Annotated in this window: 15 protein-coding genes and 1 pseudogene; 2 read left to right on the top strand and 14 right to left on the bottom strand. The window is 62.2% G+C overall.

Translation table 11 applies throughout. The features are described from left to right. Nucleotides 1-4 precede the first annotated feature (4 nt). Nucleotides 5-841, bottom strand: coding sequence for a DUF2092 domain-containing protein (locus AC1D3B_RS27170; protein ID WP_478193774.1), 837 nt, complete (start codon nucleotides 839-841; stop codon nucleotides 5-7). A 272-nt stretch (nucleotides 842-1,113) separates the two neighbouring features. Here AC1D3B_RS27170 and AC1D3B_RS27165 point away from each other — a divergent pair, with 272 nt between their 5' ends. Continuing rightward, a complete protein-coding gene (locus AC1D3B_RS27165) occupies nucleotides 1,114-1,935 on the top strand; it encodes a MipA/OmpV family protein (RefSeq protein ID WP_478193773.1) in 822 nt (273 codons plus the stop codon). 31 nt (nucleotides 1,936-1,966) lie between these two features. On the opposite strand, the gene AC1D3B_RS27160 is transcribed toward AC1D3B_RS27165, so the two are convergent. The 3 genes from AC1D3B_RS27160 to AC1D3B_RS27150 all read right to left on the bottom strand — a co-directional run bounded on the left by AC1D3B_RS27160 (nucleotide 1,967) and on the right by AC1D3B_RS27150 (nucleotide 5,025). Then, nucleotides 1,967-2,263, bottom strand: coding sequence for a hypothetical protein (locus AC1D3B_RS27160; RefSeq protein WP_478193772.1), 297 nt, complete (start codon nucleotides 2,261-2,263; stop codon nucleotides 1,967-1,969). Nucleotides 2,264-2,710: 447 nt separating this feature from the next. Beyond that, the gene (locus tag AC1D3B_RS27155; RefSeq protein ID WP_478193771.1) at nucleotides 2,711-3,925 is read right to left on the bottom strand and encodes a multidrug effflux MFS transporter; all 1,215 of its coding nucleotides are present in this window, start codon (nucleotides 3,923-3,925) and stop codon (nucleotides 2,711-2,713) included. 632 nt (nucleotides 3,926-4,557) lie between these two features. Beyond that, nucleotides 4,558-5,025, bottom strand: a complete 468-nt coding sequence (locus AC1D3B_RS27150) for a guanylate cyclase (protein WP_478193770.1) — start codon at nucleotides 5,023-5,025, stop codon at nucleotides 4,558-4,560. 1,238 nt (nucleotides 5,026-6,263) lie between these two features. Here AC1D3B_RS27150 and AC1D3B_RS27145 point away from each other — a divergent pair. Next, on the top strand, nucleotides 6,264-6,836 hold the full coding sequence (locus tag AC1D3B_RS27145; protein WP_478193769.1) for a dihydrofolate reductase family protein: 573 nt from the start codon (nucleotides 6,264-6,266) through the stop codon (nucleotides 6,834-6,836). 156 nt (nucleotides 6,837-6,992) lie between these two features. Here the strand turns inward: AC1D3B_RS27145 and AC1D3B_RS27140 are convergent, their stop codons facing one another. The 10 genes and pseudogenes from AC1D3B_RS27140 to AC1D3B_RS27095 form a co-directional block, all read right to left on the bottom strand. Continuing rightward, a complete protein-coding gene (locus tag AC1D3B_RS27140; protein ID WP_478193768.1) occupies nucleotides 6,993-7,601 on the bottom strand; it encodes a class I SAM-dependent methyltransferase in 609 nt (202 codons plus the stop codon). Nucleotides 7,602-8,332: 731 nt separating this feature from the next. Continuing rightward, a pseudogene (locus AC1D3B_RS27135) lies at nucleotides 8,333-9,779 on the bottom strand (IS1182 family transposase). A gap of 125 nt (nucleotides 9,780-9,904) precedes the next feature. Further along, nucleotides 9,905-10,135, bottom strand: a complete 231-nt coding sequence (locus AC1D3B_RS27130; RefSeq protein ID WP_478193767.1) for a hypothetical protein — start codon at nucleotides 10,133-10,135, stop codon at nucleotides 9,905-9,907. 566 nt (nucleotides 10,136-10,701) lie between these two features. Then, nucleotides 10,702-10,911, bottom strand: coding sequence for a hypothetical protein (locus tag AC1D3B_RS27125; RefSeq protein ID WP_478193766.1), 210 nt, complete (start codon nucleotides 10,909-10,911; stop codon nucleotides 10,702-10,704). A 523-nt stretch (nucleotides 10,912-11,434) separates the two neighbouring features. After that, nucleotides 11,435-13,177 carry a SagB/ThcOx family dehydrogenase gene (locus AC1D3B_RS27120; protein ID WP_478193765.1) on the bottom strand — a complete coding sequence of 581 codons (1,743 nt, stop codon included), beginning with the start codon at nucleotides 13,175-13,177 and terminating at the stop codon, nucleotides 11,435-11,437. A 347-nt stretch (nucleotides 13,178-13,524) separates the two neighbouring features. Next, nucleotides 13,525-13,794, bottom strand: coding sequence for a hypothetical protein (locus AC1D3B_RS27115; protein ID WP_478193764.1), 270 nt, complete (start codon nucleotides 13,792-13,794; stop codon nucleotides 13,525-13,527). 184 nt (nucleotides 13,795-13,978) lie between these two features. After that, the gene (locus tag AC1D3B_RS27110; RefSeq protein ID WP_478193763.1) at nucleotides 13,979-15,427 is read right to left on the bottom strand and encodes an IS1182 family transposase; all 1,449 of its coding nucleotides are present in this window, start codon (nucleotides 15,425-15,427) and stop codon (nucleotides 13,979-13,981) included. A gap of 91 nt (nucleotides 15,428-15,518) precedes the next feature. Further along, nucleotides 15,519-15,797 carry an energy transducer TonB gene (locus AC1D3B_RS27105; protein ID WP_478193789.1) on the bottom strand — a complete coding sequence of 93 codons (279 nt, stop codon included), beginning with the start codon at nucleotides 15,795-15,797 and terminating at the stop codon, nucleotides 15,519-15,521. Between the two features lie 102 nt (nucleotides 15,798-15,899). Next, complete coding sequence (locus AC1D3B_RS27100; protein WP_478193762.1) at nucleotides 15,900-16,232, bottom strand: hypothetical protein; 333 nt, start codon at nucleotides 16,230-16,232, stop codon at nucleotides 15,900-15,902. Nucleotides 16,233-16,287: 55 nt separating this feature from the next. After that, nucleotides 16,288-18,009 carry an IlvD/Edd family dehydratase gene (locus AC1D3B_RS27095; protein ID WP_478193761.1) on the bottom strand — a complete coding sequence of 574 codons (1,722 nt, stop codon included), beginning with the start codon at nucleotides 18,007-18,009 and terminating at the stop codon, nucleotides 16,288-16,290. Between the last annotated feature and the right edge of the window lie 5 nt (nucleotides 18,010-18,014).

Raw genomic sequence — 18,014 nt, 5'->3', positions numbered from 1 at the left:
CTCCTTATTGCGTTTTGGCGGAGGCCGCCGAGGGCTTGGCGCTTTTCTTCGCGCCCGAAGGCGGCTTCGGCGCGGCGAAGTCGATCTTCTTCGCGTTGGCCGCGTTCATCGCCGCGAAGGCTTCGGCGGCGATGACCGGGTCGAGCTTCCAGTTCGACAACTCCACCTGGTGCCGCAACTGCAGCGGATCGCCTCGGAAGACCGCGCGCATCTTGCGCGGCAGCTTGTCGTCGGCACCGATCCAGATCTGCATGAACATCGTGTCGCTGGCGACCGCGACCATCTCGGTGGTCGTGCCGCCGACGACCTTGGACTGACCGATGTAGAAGGCCTTCGTCAGGCCCTCGGTGATGGACTTGAAGGGGTCCGCGCCGACGACATCTGCAAACGGAAAGTAGATCGCTGCCTTGTCGAAAGCCTGCTTGAGCATGGCGTCGATGGTGGGCGGCGCTGCTGTCACGGCCACCAGGTTCTCTGCCGGCGCGAAGGCCGTCAGGGTCTTGCCGTCGTAGTAGTACTCGGAGGGCGGGCCATCGCCCAGGGTGACGACGCGCAGCCTGTCGGGCCGTTGCAACAGCACCTCGGAGGCGGTTGCGTAGGCCAGTGAAGGCCCGACACGGCTCGGGCTCTCATAGGTGGTGACGGCGGTGAAAGACATCGACTTGGCCGCCGTCAGGCTCGCGCCCATTGCGCGCAACAGGTCCATGGCCTTGGCTTCGAGTTCGGGTGCCGGCCTGGCCGCCTTGCTCGCGGGCGCGGGTGGCTGGGCATTCGCGCCCGGGGCCAGCGAAAGGGTGGCAGCGAGCACCAGCACACTTATGAAACATCGAGATTGCGTCATGGGTGTCTCCTCAGAAAGCATGAGAAATCGTTGAGTCGTCGCGCTGGACGTGGACGCCCTCGCCCGGAAGGAGGCCGATCTTCCTGCCGCTAAAGTGGAGCCGCCAACAGCTTTGGGGCAAAGCGCTTGCCCGAAAGGGCAGTGCGTAGACGATGCCCGCGCTTCGGCTGATGCAGCTCGCCATTGTTTGATAGTGTTGCAATCGATGACAAACTGGCTATCTAATTTCGGTCGGCTGAATTGACTTCCTCATTTACTCGGAGACGTTTCGCATGAGTCACACCCGCAAACATGGCGCGCACCTCATCCTTGCAGCCGCGATGCTGCCCGCCGTGTTCACTGCGCCAGACGCGCTGGCCCAGGCACGCCTGGAGCAAGCGACGGACGACAGCTGGCGTTTTTCCGCGGGGCTGGGAGCCTTCAGTCGCCCCAAATATCCTGGCAGCGGCGATACGCAGGTCGTGGCGGTGCCCCTCGTAAGCGCCAACTTCGGACGCTATTTCATCGGAGGCACGCCGGGGGCCGGTTTCCCTTTTGGCGTGGGCGTCAATCTCATTCAGAACGACAACTGGCGCTTCGGTGTCGCCTTGGGCGGCGAACTCACGAAGCCGCGGAAGGCGTCCGACGCGCCGATCCTCCGTGGCTGGGGCGATATCTCCCAGACAGCGCTCGGCAGCGTATTCGCTGCCTACACGCTCGACTGGCTGACCGTTCGCGGTTTTCTCGTTTCCGACATCGGAGGCAACGACCAGGGGACCCGATTTGCGGTCGACCTCGAAGGCAAGTACCAGGCGAGTGAACGGCTCATCTTGACGGCCGGTCCCGGCATCACCTGGGCGAACGGCAAGTACGCCCAGACCTTCTTCGGCATCAACCCCAGCCAGAGCCTCATCGCCGGTGTTGCCCCGTACGCGGCTGGAAGCGGCGTCAACACCATCCGCTTCTCGCTTGGCGCCCTGTATTTGCTGAATGCACAGTGGAGCGTTGGCGCCAACGTCACGGCCGCGTGGTTGCAAGGCGACGCCAAGGACAGTCCGATCACGGAGGACAAGTCGCAGAACATCTACGGCATCTTCGCCTCGTACAGATTCTGACGAGGCGAGATCGGGCGATCTCGCCGCTCGTTCAGGGCTTCGGTGGCACGAGCATCGATGCGATGGTGGCCTTGCCGGCCTCCGCGCGACGCTCGCACTCGGCGGCGATGAAGTTGATGAGCGCTTCGACCTCCTTGGAGTCGATATGGCGCTTGTCCCTGGGCAAGCTCTGCACCTGAAGAATCAGGTCGTGAACGCATGCGGCGGCGTGATACGCCTCCCTCAATGCGGCGATTTGTGCGGTGGCTTGCGCGGATTGGGCGGCGCGGTCGTTGCGGGCGGGCGGAACGATCGGGAAAGGCGCGGCTGCGCCGGTAGAGTGAGCCATGACAGGCCTCCAGAGCTACGGTTGATAAAACCGCTGCGAGCCCCATACACGGAGATTGCGGCGGTATGCGTCGCAGAGCTGCTTCAGGCTGTCAAACCCGATCACGCCTTTGTTTGACGTGATGCGGCGGAGTATAGCGACGGGGTATGAAGCCAGGCCGTCCCCAATACACCTCGGGAATCATCATCGGCTGGGGAATCGGCCGCCGGAAGTAGTCCTCGTGCCGCTCGCGCTGAGTTCCTCTAAGGGTCGCACTTGGTAGCCCAGGGTCAACAGGTTATGCGCGTCGATTTCAAAGTTGTTGGTCAGGGTCGCCAGCTGACATCCAACGATCGCTTCCGGGCAGTTTCGACGTCCACTGTAGGCCCGCGGGCCCTTGGACAACCCTTCACCTTTGCGGTCATTGCTCTCGGCGGAAAGCGGCCGTTCGCCTGCTGGCCTTCCTTCCTACCTTGTGGCTTCTACCGGTGACGTGTCGCCTTGCGCCGCCAACCTGTTCAGAACCAGGGAGAAGATTCCCGAGAAAAAGAAGCCCGCCGACAGATGGAGGGTCGTACCGTCGTAGAACGCCCCCATTCCAATGGCAAACAGCGTTGCGATAAAGCTCGAACAGGACGCAATCAACGAAGCGCCGAGGCCTGCCACCTGACCGAGCGAGCGCATTGCCATGGCATTCAGGTTGCCAAACAGTATCCCGATAGCAAAGAACGCCGAAAAACTCAGTGGCATGAAAACGGCGAGTGGTGGTCGTCCATTCCAGGCGACGGACGCAAGCAACATCAGAAGACCTGCCGAAGCCAGTCCCACGAAGGCGTAGTGCGCCATGACGTCCATGCCAAAACGCTGCACGAGTTTTGCGTTCAGAAATGAGGCAAGCCCAACGCCGGCAGCCAGCACCGCGAAATAGAAGGGGAAGGTTTCCGCGATGCCGTAGACATCCAGGAAGAGATCGCTTGCCGTGCTGAGGAAGAGCAGCTGCGCACCAAACACCAAGCCGGTCGCCATGATCAGGGTCGCCACACGGCGGTTTGACAGTATGCGTCGCCCGTTCAACACGAGCAGCTTTGGCCGAAATGGTATTCGTCTGGCGGGATCCAATGTTTCCGGCTGCCGCATCACCAGCCATAAGCCGAGCAGGCCCGCCATGACGAGATAGAGTGCGAAAACGCTGCGCCACCCCCCGACCGCGATCACCACTTGGCCAAGGGTGGGGGCCAGCATCGGCACCAGGATGAAGAGCGTGAACATGAAGGACATGACGCGCGCCATCGCGTCTCCTTCAAACTGATCGCGGATCATTGCCCGCGTCGAGATCTTCGGTCCGGACACACCCACCCCCTGGAGAAACCGGCCGAGGATCACCGATTCAAGCGATCCGGCAAACATGGCGATGGCTGTGCCAAGGCCGTAGACACCAAGGCCGAGGACAAGCGCCTTCTTTCGCCCCAAGGCATCGGACACGGGGCCAAGAAGCAGTTCGCCAAAGGCCATGCCGAAGATGAACAGCGAGACGACGTGCTGCGTGGACAGCGGCGGCGTGACACCGAGATCCGACCCGATCTGGCGCAACCCCGGCAGGAGCGCGTCGATGCTGATCGAGGTCAGCGACGTCAAGAAGGCATAGAGAGCAATGCGCTCGCGGAAGCTGGCCGAAAGTGTCATGAGCGTTTGAAATCTGCTTCCGAAGACCGACCGCGGAAGTCTGCTGATGGCCGGCGGCGGCGGTTGGTCGACGGCTGTTCGCCGCATTCTGCCGCAGCGCGCTCTGTGCGCTCACTCCTTGATGGTCGCCTTGAATGCCTCGCAGGTCTTCCACTCAAGGTCCGGCTCAGAACGCAGTTCGAGGGGAAGGCCAGGCTGCCATGGCGAGGGCTGCCGCACCAACGAATAGCCTATGTTTCATTGAAATGAGATGAGCAACGGTAGGTCCGGTCTTGGCCGACTCCGGGCTATCAGTGCCTCTCCGGCTAAGCATGGCCAACGTCGCGGTATCTGCTTTCAACGTAGATCTCCGCAACGCCACACCGGTCAGCTCAACTCCTTCAGATCGTCTGCGAGCGGGCCGTACGGTGGATCGATCGACACCTGCACTGGGAGCAAGCACAGACAACGAAGCGACAATCGCCCGACTGTGGGAATCGATCCTGAACCTAAGCTGAAGATGGGTGGGGTGTCAGCCGCTCGCGTCTCCTCGCCCGACGGTGACCACGAGCAATGAGTACGTCCGTGCAGATCGACGTTTGCGCAAAAAAAGACGTGCGCAACCGCATCGAAGACCACGGTAGCCAGCAGAGTCAATCGGCCAGGTTAGCGAGATGCCTGCTCAAGACGCGGGCCGCACCCTGAAGTAGCGCGAACTCCGAGTCCGCCAGCGGATGGCTGCTCATATCAAAATGACTCATGGTCCCCCACAAAGTTGCCTGGTCGTTCAAGACTGGGACGCTGTGGTACGAGATCACGACGCCGCGATAGGGATGACCGATGAGTCGGTCGTCGTGCTCGGAATCGTCGGTGCGAAAAGCCTGATCCTTGAGTACGAACTGGCAAAAGCTCTGCTTGAACGGAACAGCGATGAGGTACTCGGGACGCACCTGCCCTCGCTTGTCATGGAGAAGCACATTGCGAAGCAGTTCCCCTTCGAACCGGTAAACGGCGGTATAGCGATGTGGCACGCCGCTGTTTAAGTAGTGCAAGGCCGCCTGCGGCCCCTTGGTCGCCAGCAACGTCGAGAAGTGGTCGAGAGTTCGTTCGCACTGTTCCATATTCCTCCTGCAGCCCTCACTCTCGTCCGCGACTGAGGCGCCGAACGACTATAGAACCAAGGTGGCAGATGTGACGATTTCACATGAAACACAATGTGTTCGACGCGTCGTTCCAGAGGGATACGTTCCCCCAGCTGCGCAGCGCGTTGAACTCATGCTCCAACAAGCAGGCGTCGTGAAATCTGCGGTGTCCACTCACGACCGCAATTCCGTTGATGCAGAACAGTCCAGTTAGCGCCCACCATGGCTCGGAAACACATGTCCCCGCCGGCGGAAACATCGGCTTCTGCGCGATTTGAAGGGACGCCGATGGAAGACGGCTCCTGGCCGACTGCGGCCCGGTCAGGCCTTAGCCAGACTACCGCCAAAGAGAATCCTGCTGCCGGCGACGCCAAGAAGCGCTCCAGCGCCTATCGCCAGGAAGAGGAACGAATGCGGGGCAAGCGCTGACTGCGACAAAGCAACCACAGAAAGAAGTACCAGCCGATGCGAACTGCCTTCTTGTTTCCCAAGGCTGCTTGTAGACCAAGAACCACCGGAAGGGCCACCGCGCACCCGATAAGCATCAACAGGAGGTCTCGCCACATGAGCGGCGGCTGGCTGGCGGCTGCCACGCCGAGTGCGGACCACCCTGAGGCGAGGCCCAACAACGTGGCGATTGCAAGAACGACTCGAAAGACTGTCATTTTGAAAGTGAGGCATGAACTGAGGGGCGGCCGCCAGGGTCCGCTTTTGGGCCGCATCAGCCCGACTGTTGGCGGCCGTGCCGGTCAAAAGAATTCGGGCGAGCGCCGGGCGGAGGCGCCTGCGGAGCCTTGCCCACTCTGGTCTTGGTCAACACCAGTGAAAGCGACACTTTGCTGCTGCTGGCCATGGTAGGTTGGAGGTCGGGCCAATACCGGACGGTCGAACGGCGACGTCCGCCCTCAGCCTGCCGTCGCCCTGGCATTGCCAACGACAGTGGGGCCTGACTCAACGGGTAGGATTGAGGATGCAAGCGGTCCTGAGGTCACCGTGTGTCGCGGGCTCTCCTGGATTGCTTGCGCGAGGCGGAAGGGATGCGTCTCAGGCGCACGTGCGGCGCAAGCTCTGGAATTTTTGAAGCACTTCTCGAATGTCCGCTCGCAGAAATTCGGTACAGCCCGCTTTGGACCCGAGGCTCCGACGACCGCAGCAGGCTACAGTCGGCCCAAAACCGGTCGGTCGCTGACGCCACTCAAATCCTTCCGAGACAAACAATGAAGACCCAGTACTACACGGCTACAAGCCTTGATGGATTCCTTGCAACCGAGGACGACTCACTGGAATGGCTTTTTGCCCTCGGGAGCTTGAATGAGTCCAGCTATCCAGAGTTCATATCGAAAGTTGGCGCTTTGGCTATGGGCTCTGCGACCTATGAATGGATGGTTCGCAATGCAGAAAAGGTTGCCGCCGAGACAGGCTCAACGTGGCCATATGCTCAGCCAGCATGGGTATTTACTAGCCGCAGTATTCCAGCAGTCGGCGGCGCAGACATTCGATTCGTCAATGGCGATGTGCGAACTGTCCATTCTGAGATGCAGGCGGTTGCTGGCGACATGAACATATGGATTGTTGGAGGCGGCGACCTCGCTGGTCAGTTCCACGATGCCGGTCTACTGGACGAACTCATCATCCAGATTGGCTCAGCTACCCTCGGCAGGGGTAAGCCGTTGTTCCCCCGAAGAGTGCTCAGTCCAAGTCTGCGCTTGGTGTCCGTTCATCAGATGGGCACTGGCATGGCGGAGTTGCACTATGAGGTGCACAAAGGGGGTGCGGTGAATGTCGTCTAGCAAGTTATTGAAGCCGAGTCCGCGTTGCGGCCCGCTTGGTGGCACGCCGAGCGCGATGCGGACAGAATTTCAGGTGAACTTCGTCCTCCGAGATTGAGCGCCGGCAGCCGGCCGGCCGCATTCTGCCCGTCGCCGAAGGCTCTCGAGCTGCTGCGGTCAGGTCGCCCAACGGAATGCAAGACGTGTCCATGTAACCCCTGCCTGGCGGTTGACGGCTTGCGCAGATGCGGTGCGCATGCTGAGCACCGTCTTCAACGAACTGGCGGAGGCTAAAGCGACGGTCTCCTCGGCCGACGCTTGAAAGATGCGCCGTTCCATCGGCGCCGGCCCATGGCGGAGGGACATCACGAGGACTCCACCAGGCGCGAGCAGGGAAGCAACCTGCGGCATCGCCAGCTGCCGCTCCTGCTCATCAAGATGCATCCACACAGCGGTAAGCATGACGACCTCGAATTTCTGACCCCGAGCGCGCATGCAAGCGAGGTCTGGCAAGCTGTCGTTGATCCATTCGATGGGATGCGCTCTATGGAGTCGGATGCCTGCAAGGCGTAGCGAATCTGTGGGCTCGACTGCCACCACCCGATGGCCTTGCGAGGCAAACCACGCTGCATCAACCCCAGTCCCGGCGCCCACATCGAGGACCGTCGACGGCACTGAAGGCATGAGGTGCACGACGGATTCGTGCTTCTCCGCGAACGAGACGGCCTCGAAGCGCTTCACCAGTTCTTCAGCATGCTCCTCGTAGCCCTTGGTTCCTGGAATCACGGCGTGTACGTTCTCGCTGGGAAGTCTGCTTGACGCCCGTTCGGAGGTCCGGGCGAACGTCGGGTCATGGCGACTGTAGCCTGTCGCCGCTGGGAACTTCGGGCCCCAAGCGGGGCTGTACGCCGCGTTCCGAAGCGACCGCTTTGGGACCGCAGCCTAACGATGACTAGCTTCCGGCGAGCCTGTAAACGAGGAGCCCAGTCATTCCGCCGAAGGTAACTACCCATCTATTCTGTGAGTCAATAAGCACCCAGAGCGCCGCCCCCCAAACTCTGACAACGCCATTTTTGCTACCACGAAGCGCGCTAGTTAGCTTCTGAATGTCGTTGCCACCGAGCCCCGCGGCGCCGGAGTAGAAGGTGAACAAGGGTCCCCATAGCGTCGCAACAACGAGAATCCAGTCGATGGCTGTCATGGGCGTGATGAACCTTCGGTTCATTGTTGCCTGGGGTTCGGTTGGTGTGCACGCGCTTCAAGCGGCGCCTACTGGATTCCAACAGCTGGTTGTGCAAAGCCATGAACGTCCGGTGTCGAGCGAATTCTGTGGCGCCGGCGACCGGCCGCTCTTGGCCGAGGTCGTGTGGAAACGGCGTTTGACTTGCCAGTATGCCGACACGGGGCCTTGTGGTCGTCATCAGCGCCTCGGAGTCATCCAGTGGCCTCGTTGCACAGGCCAGGCGGCCGAGCGCGTGCAAGGTCGCTGCGTAAGCCGCGAAGGTCATCGAAGGGGCTCACGCAACCATCAATCTCACCGCCTTCATCGTTCTGGCAATACCCAGGATCGCGATGACCCTCTTCAGGTTGTAAGCCAGCACGTGCAGACTCATCTCAGTGTTCACGTGCTCCAACTTCTTCGTCAGGAAGTGCGTCCAGCCCATCCAGTGTTTGAGTGTGCCGAGCACATGCTCCACGGTGCATCTTCGCAGCGTCATGGCGATGGGCTTTCGATCCAGGCGTTGCTGTACGCGATCCAGCACCTCTTCATGCTCCCATCGACGGATGCGCCGATACGCACTCGTCGTGCACTGGTCTTTGATCGGGCACTTGGGGCAAGCACTGGTCCAGTAGACGCGAAGCTCATTGCCGTTCTTCTCCAACGTGTTGAACCCGTAGATGGCCCGCTGCCCCGCGGGACATTGGTACTCGTCGTCCTTCACGATATAGATGAAGTCGCTCTTGTCGAAGCGCCCTTTGGCCTTGGCGTTCGAGATCATCGGCTTGGGTACGTAGGTGGAGATGCCCGCGTCCTCGCAGTCCTTGAGCTCCGTGCCGCTGAAGTAGCCGCGATCGGCAAGCGCCTGCAACTTGATCTTGCCCATCGCCTCGCGTGCAGCCATTGCCATCTTGCTGAGCTGCGAGCGATCGTTGCCGTCGTTGGTGACCCCGTGCGCCACGATCAGGTGGTGCCTGGCATCGACCGCCGCCTGCACGTTGTAGCCCACCAGGCCCGAGCCCTTGGCCTGCGAGTTCATCGAGCGCGCATCGGGATCGGTGGTCGAGCGCTGGCCGTCGGGCTCATGCTTCAGTTGCTCCTTGGTTCGATCCAGTTCCCGCATTTGCTCCCGCAGCTTCTTGATCTTCTCCGTCAACCGCTCGGTCTTGGCCTCGGCCTCCGCCGGCTGCGTGCGATCCGCCGTCTCCATGGCATCGAGGTAGCGTTGGATGCTCTGCTCGATCTGCCGCTGACGCGCATCGATCTTGCCGGCGGTGAAGTTGCGGTCTCGACTGTTGACCGCCTTGAACTTGCTGCCATCGATGGCCACGATGGCGTGAGCGAACAGCTTGAGCTCTCGGCACATGCCAACGAAGCGCTTGCAGACATTGCGGATGCCGGGACCGTTGTCATGGCGGAAATCGGCGATGGTTTTGAAGTCCGGCGTCAGTCGGCCCGTGAGCCACATGAGTTCGACGTTGCGCTGGGCCTCGCGCTCCAGGCGTCGGCTGGACTGGATGCGGTTCAGGTAACCGTAGATGTAGAGCTTGAGCAACACCGCCGGGTGATAACGAAGGGCGCCCCGTCGCTGCAGGCTCAACGCCTTCGAAGCCCAGGGCCTGAAGGTCCAGTTCCTCGACAAAGACGTCGACGACTCGCACCGGGTTGTCCTCACCGATATAGTCGTCAAGGCATTCGGGCAGCATCACCTGCTGTCGGTCCTCGCCTTCGATGAATCGCTTCATGGGCCACCTCGCTCTGACGGGTTGGCAAATTTTATTTTGAGTGAAACGATCAACGAAGCGTTTTCACACAGGCTCGGCCGAATCCAGCCACATCCGCCAGCAGCGCTGGGAGCCCGGAGCTGACATCAGTGAGGGACCGTCAGCCAACCTCGAAGCTCGGCCAGCGCGGCGAACGCTACCGCTGCGCCCACCGCATAGGGCAAGGACGGGAGGAGCGCCTGCAACATTGCCGAGCCGAATCCAAGCAACAGAACAATTGGAATGGTCCACAGCGCTGGATCGGCTTTGACGATTGCCCACAATATTGCGGGGACTGCAATGACCGTGAATGCAATCGACGCGCCCGTGAGCGACAAGGCGATGGAGCATCCAAATCGTCCAAGCCGATGTTCGCTTCTGAGTTTCCTTAAGCTCTGCCAAGAGCCCAGCCCGCCAACAACGGCAGCTACAACTACGACAAGTATGAACGTGCCAGATGGGGCGGAGGTGGTGTCGAAATCCCCCGGTCTCAGCGTCGCCTGAAACTCATATGCCCATGCTCCAGCCGCTGCGGCTAACAGGCCAGCCAGAGTGACTGCCGGAGCGGCCCTGGCGGGGTTGCGATGTACTGTCACCGATTGTCTGCTCCTTGTTCCGATGCGTCTCAATCGCAATTGTTAACCGCACCTCGGTCAGTGCGCACGCGCTCACAAGGCCGTCGTTGCGAGGTAGCGACGAGCGTCCGCTTCTGGCCGAGGCTGTGTGAAAACTCGATGTTGTCGACGTCGCTCCGAAAGTCGACCTCTCAGATGGGCTCAGGCGGCGCTTTCTCGGATGCTCCAAGGGGTCAAGGACCCTTGAAAACGTGAGTCAACGGAGTTTTCACGCAGCCTCGGCCGAATACTCCAGTTCGCGGTGCGCCGTCGGCGCTCGCTGGAGCGGGTCAATCCGGACGGCGCACATGACCCTCAATTTCGTCACGCGCGTCCTCAAGCGTCTGGTACGCGCGAACCAGCGCCACTCGAATGACGTCCTGGTGAGTTTGCGCATCAAAGCTCCGATCGCTGCTCAGCGAATTGGCGGATACGGCTGCAACCACGAGTTGCACCGCTTGCGCAAAGCGTGCTTCGTCGATTGCGGATCTTTCACTCATGGGCACCCTCCGGTAAAAGGGTTGGTGACATACCGCGACCGGCGGGGTAACGTCGCCATCAGTAGCCGAGACGCACACCGAAACGACATGCTGATGCGCGACTGTACGCCTGCGCGGCGCGTTTAACCGCGCCGCCATCGCTGGCATGGCCTTTCGATTGCCTTGGATGTAGACGACCCTGTCGCATTGCCGGGTCTTCAAGCGCGTGACCTGCATTTTCGACAAGCGCGCCTCGGCCTGAAGCCCCAGCCCACACCGCGAAATGACCCGGAACTTCCTGTGCGGGGGCCGATCAGACTGTGGTGGTGCAACGGTGGACTCAGTGGCTCATCACGCCACGGGAGCTCTGCTCCAGGGGGTTCGCCCCTTCCTCCCGCATCGCCTTGAAACCCGCTCGTAGTGGCGGGTTTCTTCGTAAGTCACCATTCGATCGTCGTCGTTCTACGCGCGGCGATCGCAGCCCAATCCTTCGTCCGGCCCGCCGGGCGACCCGCCGGGCAATGCTTGCTCCGCGCTCGTTGCGTCACCCGCGGTCTACACGACGCTTCAACTCGTTTTCCTCACGCACACCATAGGGCGCCAGCGTGGTAAGTCGGCTGTCCTCCACCGGGCCGCCGATCGTGAAGTGATAGAGCGACTGGAACTCCAGGTCGCTGAAACCGAACACCCGGTGCACCGGGTCGTCGAAGAAACAGCCGATGCCCGTGGCGCCTATGCCCGCCGCTTCGGCCTCCAAATACAACACCTGCCCGATCACCCCGGTTTCCCAAAAGAGCTGGCGATAGAACCAGGGCCCGTGCGTGAACAAGGCGTCTCGATACTCGGCGATCATGCCGAGCGAAAAGACCCCATCGCCCGCGATGTCCTGAAAGCAGCTCACTTGCGTCGCAAGCTGCCTCGCATCGCCGCTTTCCAACCTGCGAAGGGGAAGGTCCGCCGGGCACCCGGGGGGCTCGGACCAGTCGAAGCGCTGATGCATGGCGCGCTTCAGCTTGTCCAGCTTGGCCGGGACACGGACGAGCACGTACAGCCCCGAGTCGAGTCCGTCCACCCGATGAACGAACAAGACGAGGTGGATGCGCGGCTCCCAGGCAATGGCGTCCCAGGGTAATGGCCGCTGGTTCGTTTCCAGTTCCACGCGTGGCATCACGCGCGCGAGCATGCCGTAAAAGCGCTTGGCCGTGATCGATGTCCGGCCGTCGCAGGCCAGGAGGCTGCGCCGCTGGCGGATGATCAAGCCGGCCGACGGCCCGTCTGGGAACGCTGCGGTTCGATGCGCCGGGGCAGGTGCGTCGAACAGCTCCAAGGCATATCGCTGCCCCATCGGTTTGCGTGAGGCGAGCACCACCTCGTCGATGACGGTCCAGGCGACCGGGTCGTCGCGGCTGAGCCGGTTCGCAGTTCCGCACCAGCCTTGTTTCGTGAACTCGCGCGCCAGCAGCGGATCGAGGCCGAGCGGGAGCGTGCGCTGCCCGCCTGCGCACCACGGCTCGGCCGAGTCGTTCGGCCAGACGAGCATGACGAGTTCCGGTTGTTCGCGCTCCGCGCCTGCGAAGTCCTCGGCGCGGTTCAGCCCCAGCAGGGCTTCGATGGTTTCATCGGCCAGGCCGTGCAACACGACAGCGCTCCATCCCAGGGTCGCGGCGGCGATGCGAAGCGTGCCGATGGCATGGCCCGCGTCGTGCTGACAATAGCGGAACGCGCGTTCGCCGTACTTCCACGCTTCGCGCCAGTGGATGGACGAGAGACCAACCAGAAAGGCCCGTGGGGGAAACTCTCGCATCAACTGCGTGAACCACTCGGCGGAGCCGTCCGCCCGCCGTTCCAGACCGTGCTCTCCCGGCGCGTAGTGGTACACGCCGGGCGCGTGCGACAACTCGGGGAGCGCGTCGATCAACAAGTAGCCCTCAGTGGGATGCAGGTTACCGCTCGATGGGTTGCTGCGCAGCGCCCAACGCGTGTCGCCAGCCTGCTTCCAGGCCGACAGCGCCAGCGCGTACTCGAACAGGCGCGACAGCGAGCGGATCGTGAGCGGCGAGCTCGACACCGTGCTCCGCCGATACATAGCTTCGTAGCGAGGCGACAGTGGCTCTTCGTCCGCGCCAAGGATGGGCAACTGTGTGAGCAGCGCCCCTTCGTAACGGCGGAGCGGGTTGGGTTGGTTCACCCAATCCAGGGTGCTGGCGGAGCGCGCATAGCGGTGGAACTGGTGCTTGGTGCGCTCGTGATAGCGCAGCACCGCTTCGAGCTTGTCGGCAGAGTCCATCAGGGTCTCCGGTTGGTGTCACCAGAGCGGTTTGCTCAACTGCTGCGTGAACGAAGAGAGCATCAGGTTGCAGCTGACGCTTCGTTCTTCCTCGCGCATGTTGGCATCGACCGAGTGCGTCAGCAAGGCTGGAAACGTCAGAAAGCGCTCCGTTGCGCACCTTGACCACTACATCGGCGCCGGCCCCCGCTGGGGGACCTTCAACACTCGGCAATCGGCCGACGGCGCCCTTGAGCCAACGGCTGCACGCCGCTTCGACCCGTCGATGCCGTACCGGAAAGCCGGAAAGCGGTCGTCGGCGACTGTCGGCTCGTGGCCGCAGACCGACATAGCTGCGACTGTTCCTACTATTGTTGGGTCTGAACGGCGACCACGACGCATTCGCTCCCCCCGACGTCAATCGACTTGCGCCACGCGTGCTTGACGTTCGAGACCGGGGAAAATCCGCCGTATGCCTTCAAGGCGAGCTCTTTCTGAAGTGCTGGAGTCAGAGCGGGCAGCGCGCCGGAAGGAATGTTCGAACACCAGGTCGAAATGAACCCTTGATAGTTGCTGTGGCTTCCCTGGGCCACGTGGGTGGCTCCCTTGTAGGAAACGATGTAGGTGTACAGGGGCATCGACGGGCGTTCGCTAAGTGGTTGAACTGCTCAAGATTGTGGAGGAGCCTTGAATGTCCGCTGATGGCCGAGGTTGTGTGGAAACGAGTCGATGAAGGGACCGGCCGGGTTTACGAGATCCGTTATCCAGTAGACAGCCTCGGAGCAGCGCTCCCCGAGAGGCCCAGTGAGGCGCATAAAGGGCTCACGCCCCCGTCAATCTCATCGCCTTCATCGTTCTGGCTATACCCAGGATGGCGATAACCCTCTTCATGTTGTAAGCCAGCGCGTGCAGGCTCATTTCGGTGTTCACGTGCGCCCGCGTCTTGGTCAAGAAGTGGGTGGATCCCATCCAGTACTTCAGCGTCCCGAACACGTGCTCCACCGTACACCTCCGCAACGTCATCGCGATGGGTTTGCGATCAAGGCGCTGTTGGACACGCTCGAACACCGCCTCATGCTCCCATCTGCGAATGCGCCGGTAGTCGCTGGGCGTGCACTGCTCCTTCATCGGACACCGGGGGCAAGCGCTGGTCCAGTAGAGGCGCGCGTTGATGCCATTTCGCTCAATCGTGCTGAACCGATAGATGGCTCGCTCGCCCGCTGGGCAGACGTACTCGTCATCCTTCGCTACATAGACGAAGTCGCTCTTGTCGAAGCGCCCATCTGCCTTCGCGCCTGAGGTCATCGGCTTGGGCACGTAGGTGGTGATCCCCGCGTCCTCGCAGGCCTTCAGCTCCGTGCCGTTGAAGTACCCGCGGTCAGCGAGCACCTGCAGCTTGGTCTTGCCCATCGCTTCGCGCGCAGCCTTGGCCATCTTGCTCAGTTGCGATCGGTCGCTGCCTACATTCGTGACCTCGTGCGCCACGATCAGGTGGTGCCTCGCATCCACTGCTGCCTGGACGTTGTAGCCCACCAGGCCTGTGCCCTTGGCTTGCGAGTTCATCGAGCGCGCGTCGGGATCGGTGAGTGAGCGTTGCCCGTCGGGTTCCTTCTTCAACTCTTCCTTGGTCTCATCGAGCTGCTTCATCTGCTCGCGCAGCTTCCTGATCTTCTCCTGCAACCGATCGGTCTTGGCCTCGACCTCCGCGGGCTGCGTGCGATCGGCCGTCTCCAAGGCCTCGAGGTAGCGCTGGATGCTCTGCTCTATCTGCCGCTGACGCGCATCGATCTTGCCGGGGGTGAAGTTGCGGTCGCGGCTGTTGACCGCCTTGAACTTGCTGCCGTCGATGGCCACGATGGCGTGCGTGAATAACTTGAGCTCGCGGCACAGGATGATGAAGCGGCGGCAGACGTTGCGAATGCCCCGACCGTTGTCGTGACGGAAGTCGGCAATGGTCTTGAAGTCCGGTGCCAGCCGGCCAGTGAGCCACATCAGTTCGACGTTACGCTGCGCCTCGCGCTCCAGGCGACGGCTCGACTGAATGCGGTTCAGGTAGCCGTAGATGTAGAGCTTCAGCAGGACCGACGGGTGGTAGGAAGGGCGACCGGTTGCTGCAGGTTCAACGCCTTCGAACCCCAATGCATGGAGATCCAGTTCTTCGACGAACGCATCGACGACTCGCACCGGGTTGTCCTCACCGATATAGTCGTCAAGGCACTCCGGCAACAGAGTGACCTGCTGACGGTCCTCGCCTTCAATGAATCGCTTCATGGGCCACCACCTCGTTCAGACGGGTTGGCTCAATATAGGCGACCATCAAAGGTGTTTCCACACAACCTCGGCCGAGGCCGGCTGTAGACAGTCACTTCTCGAGTCGATAGTTCAACGGAACGTCCATCCACATCGCGCTGGGCACGCTGTCAACCGTACCGGGCTCATAAACCGGGCATTTGACGGCCTCTATCGCAGCTCGGTCCAAAACCTCAAACCCGCTGCTTTGGATTAGCTCGACCTTTGACACTTTGCCCGATGGCTCGACCAGAACTTTCGTGAGAACGTTTCCTTCCAGGCCGTTGCGTTTTGCCTCTGCGGGATAGCGAGGTTTGCATCCCAAGGTCTTCGAGACAACTGGTGGATTCATAGTTGGCTGTGCTGTCGCGAAACCAGAGAGGACGAAGACCGAAAGGACGAGGTAAGAACGAGTTCGCATAGCGGTGATTTTCACGCCCGACGGCGGCTGCCGTCATGAAGGCCGCCGGACGTCGCAATCCTTGATGTTGACCTCTACCGCTTCGCCGGCGCGGAAGTCGGAGTTCGGAGGAACATCGGAGGTGCCGAGCGAGAAGGTCTGCATGCCGTGGTCCCGGTAGCGCACCACCAGGTAGGGGGCGTTCGGCGCGGCGCCGGTGGCGCAGTCGTGGTCCACGTTCGGCGCGAGTTCGCCGGCACGCCCCAGGTCCACCACGAGGGCGCTGCGCCAACCCTCCGCGCGGTCCTGAAAGGTGAGGCCCGCGCAGCCACCCAGCAGGGCCAGCAAGGCCGCAGAGGACGCGATTTTGGCAAGCGGGGACGTCACGACGCCAAGTATCACAGTCGCTGCTGACGCCGATGTGACGCGCCAAGCGGTCCCGCTATTCCGGCACCTTCCCGTTTATCTGCGCCGCCCGCAAGAAATCAAAATCCACCCCCTTGTCCGCCTGCATCACAGTCTCCAGGAACAGCTTCCGATACCCCCGCTCGGCCGTCGGCGCGACGACAGGCGCTTCTTCCGCCCGTCGCCTCAATTCCTCATCCGACACCAGCAGCAAAATTTCCCGATCCAGCACGCTCAACCGGATCCGGTCCCCGTTGCGCACATGCGCCAGCGGCCCGCCTACCGCCGATTCCGGCGTCACGTGCAGCACGATCGTCCCGAACGCGGTGCCGCTCATCCGCCCATCCGAGATGCGCACGATGTCCTTCACCCCCGCGCGCGCCAGCTTGCGGGGAATGGGGATGTAGCCCGCCTCGGGCATGCCGGGCGCGCCCTTGGGGCCGATGTTCTTCAGCACCAGCACGTCCTGCGCGGTGACATCCAGGTCGTCGCTGTCGATGCGCGTGGCGAGGTCCTCGACGTTCTCGAACACGACGGCGCGGCCTTCGTGCTCCATCAGTTGCGGGTCCGCGGCGGACTGCTTGATGATGGCGCCGCCCGGGGCCAGGTTGCCGCGCAGCACCGCGATGCCGCCTTGCGGATAAATGGGGTTGGCGATGGGGCGGACCACGTCCTGCATGAAGCCCGCGCCGTTGCGCTCGATCTCTTCGCCCAGCGTCCGGCCGGTCACCGTCATCGCGTCGAGGCGCAGCAGCGGCTTGAGTTCGCGCAGCAGCGTCGCCATGCCGCCCGCATGGTGGAAATCTTCCATGTAGTGCTGCCCGGACGGCTTGAGGTCCAGCAACACGGGGGTCTCGCGGCCCATGCGGTCGAGCGCGGCGAGGTCGATGTCGAGGCCCATGCGCCCCGCGATGGCGGTCAGGTGCACGATGCCGTTGGTCGATCCGCCGATCGCGAGCAGCACACGCATCGCGTTCTCGAAGGCCGCGGGGGTGAGCACCTTGTCGATGCTCAGGCCATCGCGCGCCATCTGCACGGCCTGCGCGCCGGTCTGTTCAGCGATGCGGATGCGGTCGGCCGTGACGGCCGGTGGCGATGCGCCGCCCGGCACCGTCATGCCCAGTGCTTCGGCGATGCAGGCCATGGTGCTGGCCGTGCCCATGACTGAACAGGTGCCGACGCTGGCGACGAGCTGGTTGTTGACGTCGGCGACTTCGTCTTCATCGATCTCACTCGCGCGGAACTTGCCCCAGTAGCGGCGGCAGTCGGTGCAGGCGCCGACTCGCTCGCCGCGGTGGCTGCCGGTCAGCATCGATCCGGTGATGAGCTGGATGGAGGGGATGCCCGCCGAGGCCGCGCCCATGAGTTGCGCGGGCACGGTCTTGTCGCAGCCGCCAATGAGGACGACGGCGTCCATCGGCTGGGCGCGAACCATTTCCTCGGTGTCCATCGACATGAGGTTGCGCAGGTACATGCTGGTCGGCGCGGCAAAGCTCTCGTGGATGGAGATGGTCGGAAACTCCATCGGCAAGCCACCGGCCAGCATCACGCCGCGCTTGACGGCCTCGATGAGCTGGGGCGCGTTGCCGTGGCAGGGGTTGTAGGCGCTGCCGGTGTTGGCGATGCCCACGACAGGACGTTCGAGGGCACTGTCGGTGTATCCGGCGCCCTTGATGAAGGCCTTGCGCAGGAATAGGGAGAAGCCCTGGTCGCCGTAGCTGGTGAGGCCCTTCTTGAGGCCGGTCGGCTTGTCGTCCATCTGTC

It is taken from the genome of Variovorax sp. P5_A3 (assembly GCF_056400665.1).
Note: the sequence above shows the minus strand (reverse complement) of the source record. Positions and strands in the feature narration are given on the sequence as shown.